The sequence below is a fragment of the Desulfoplanes sp. PS50 genome (assembly GCF_053851535.1).
Map to the genome: position 1 here is coordinate 1 of NZ_JBSPZA010000073.1, position 2084 is coordinate 2084.

A 2084-nucleotide genomic window follows, 5' to 3' on the forward strand; every position below is an offset into this window, starting at 1 on the left:
GTAGTCATGAATTTGTCGGACAGATCAGAGAACGCCTCACCGGTAGACTGGCTAAACGAAATATCTACAAGGCGTTGCCAATAGAGCATTGCACGGACAATCAGGCCATCCAGCAAAGCAAGATCCCCCAGCAGCATGCCACGCCTTTGCCAGGCCATGACGAACAGGACCTTCCAAGGCTGACAAGTTCATGTATGCTTAAAGAGCAACCCCCTCCTTACATCGTTTGTTTAGAGGGCAAAATGGCCGTTCTAAACGGTGAAAGCGGGTTGTTTTGGGATCTTTATAACAATATTTCAAGTATCTAGCGAGGTCCGGCCCCGATAAAACTGTATGCTCGCTCCATTTCAGCATCAATGAGTTTTTTTTCGAGCTCCTTGATCTTGCGCTGTTCCTCGGAGAGCGATTGATTGCCCCTCCCAGGAAATGCGAGATTTTCTTGTTTTTGTAATTCTTTACGCCATCGGTAAATGAGATCAGCTCGAATGCCCAAGCTTTTGGCAACATCGCTGACTCGCCGGTCCGGATCCTCAGCTAGCATTACCGCATTACGCTTGAATTCCGGATCATAAATTCTACGTGTGTGCTCATCCACTCCTCCTGTTTGATTGTCAGGATAGTGGCTTAACTTCGAGTACACAAGTTTGTAGCAGGATCAAAGTTCCCCCTTCTGCTCAAGGTAAACGAGAAGCCAATCCGGTTCGATGTGGGCATCCCAAAAAGGCAACCAGTTACCCTTGAGTGGATGGCCTGATAGGAATCCGGTACATCTTGCTCTTCGATCAAAAGAGTGAGTAGCCGCCGGAGTTTCTTCATGCCTTTGCCACGCTTTTGCATCTTCTTGACATCTTTGCGGAATTTTGAAGAATCAACGGGCGTCAGCATGACTCATATCCCCAGGTTCTCAAAGAGCTCCTCCTTGGTCCCACTTCGTACCCCCTTCCCCGCACCCAGTTCATCCATGGCCTCGAGGGTCTCGTCGTTCGGTCGCATAAAATAACTCGGAACAGCATGGAACAGGGTCGCCAGAGTCTGAGCATGTTTGTAGGGGATGTTCCTCCTATCCCTTTCAAATTCGGAAATGTGACTCTGCGGAATCCCCAATGCGTCAGCAACCTGTTTCTGGGTCAACCCGGCCCTCTGGCGCAACCCTTTGAGCATCTTTCCTCCCCGCTCCAAAGACGGGATGGGATCGGCATTCAGATCGACAGATGATTCGGACATCACCTGTCCACCAAGCTTGGTTATCAGTTCCGTTAGCAGCCCCAGGCAATCCGGGGGAACAGCTATGTGTGCATGGGGCATTTTTTGTGCTTGCATGATGGCCCTCCTTGATATTGAGATATAATATCTCAAACCATCTCATTGTCAACCGTGCTGATCACGACGAACTCCAGACTCATCCGAAAAAGGCGATCACAAACCAAATGTTCTGGCCCTTTTGGAAAGATTCTCCTCATCCAGGGCCATTCCCGATTTTTTTGCCAAAAGGCAACATATATCATGGATGTCCCAATTTTTCTCTACACCATAGCAGTGCGCCCCGTGCGACACCGTACCAATCGATGGGGCATCAGCCGTCAGCCGCAAAACGCGATACTGATCATACACCGACTAGTTGCGTGCAACTTAATGATGAGGTAAAATGCATGCCGTAAAGCGGTCCCGTTTCTAGGGGGAACGCGCGATGAGTGGCAATCTGGAGGAGCAATCATGAAGGCTTATCGGATCCGGCATGGCGGACAGATCGACGGGCTGCAGTTGGAAGACATCGTCGAGCGCCCGCTCGCGCCGTACGAAGTACGCGTCAGGGTGCGTGCTGTGTCGCTCAACTATCGCGATCTGGTGGTCGCCAAGGGGATAGATCCGACAACGGTAGATCGCCCAGTCACTCCCTGTTCCGATGGCGCGGGAGATGTCATCGCGGTCGGTTCGATGGTTCGCCGGGTCAAGCCAGGTTTTATCGGGGTCGGACCAAGATAACATCTCAAAATTGTTATCAATAACCGTTCAAAAGCGGCCGTTTTCGGCCTTAAAACCACGTTTTTGACCCCAAAATCGTCCATCTAAGGTAATAAATTTTC

The 2084-nt window shown here is 50.4% G+C and carries 4 protein-coding genes and 1 pseudogene; 2 read left to right on the forward strand and 3 right to left on the reverse strand.

Annotated elements, in window-relative coordinates; translation table 11 throughout:
* Positions 1-308 (forward strand): hypothetical protein (locus tag ACTVJH_RS15715; RefSeq protein ID WP_455992814.1); only part of this gene is annotated, 308 nt, incomplete at its 5' end.
* A gap of 29 nt (positions 309-337) precedes the next feature.
* Here the strand turns inward: ACTVJH_RS15715 and ACTVJH_RS15720 are convergent.
* From ACTVJH_RS15720 to ACTVJH_RS15730, 3 genes and pseudogenes are all read right to left on the reverse strand, one after another.
* Positions 338-595, reverse strand: a pseudogene (locus tag ACTVJH_RS15720) (transposase); the annotation flags it as partial.
* A 60-nt stretch (positions 596-655) separates the two neighbouring features.
* The gene (locus tag ACTVJH_RS15725) at positions 656-859 is read right to left on the reverse strand and encodes a type II toxin-antitoxin system YafQ family toxin (RefSeq protein WP_455992823.1); all 204 of its coding nucleotides are present in this window, start codon (positions 857-859) and stop codon (positions 656-658) included.
* 29 nt (positions 860-888) lie between these two features.
* A complete protein-coding gene (locus tag ACTVJH_RS15730) occupies positions 889-1320 on the reverse strand; it encodes a helix-turn-helix domain-containing protein (protein ID WP_455992817.1) in 432 nt (143 codons plus the stop codon).
* Positions 1321-1713: 393 nt separating this feature from the next.
* Here ACTVJH_RS15730 and ACTVJH_RS15735 point away from each other — a divergent pair, with 393 nt between their 5' ends.
* Positions 1714-1983, forward strand: a complete 270-nt coding sequence (locus ACTVJH_RS15735; RefSeq protein ID WP_455992820.1) for an alcohol dehydrogenase catalytic domain-containing protein — start codon at positions 1714-1716, stop codon at positions 1981-1983.
* The last annotated feature ends 101 nt before the right edge of the window (positions 1984-2084 follow it).

Excerpts from the sequence above, each read along its gene's own strand:
- ACTVJH_RS15735 (WP_455992820.1), top strand. The coding sequence starts at position 1,714 with ATGAAGGCTTATCGGATCCGGCATGGCGGACAGATCGACGGGCTGCAG.
- ACTVJH_RS15730 (WP_455992817.1), bottom strand. The coding sequence starts at position 1,320 with ATGCAAGCACAAAAAATGCCCCATGCACACATAGCTGTTCCCCCGGAT.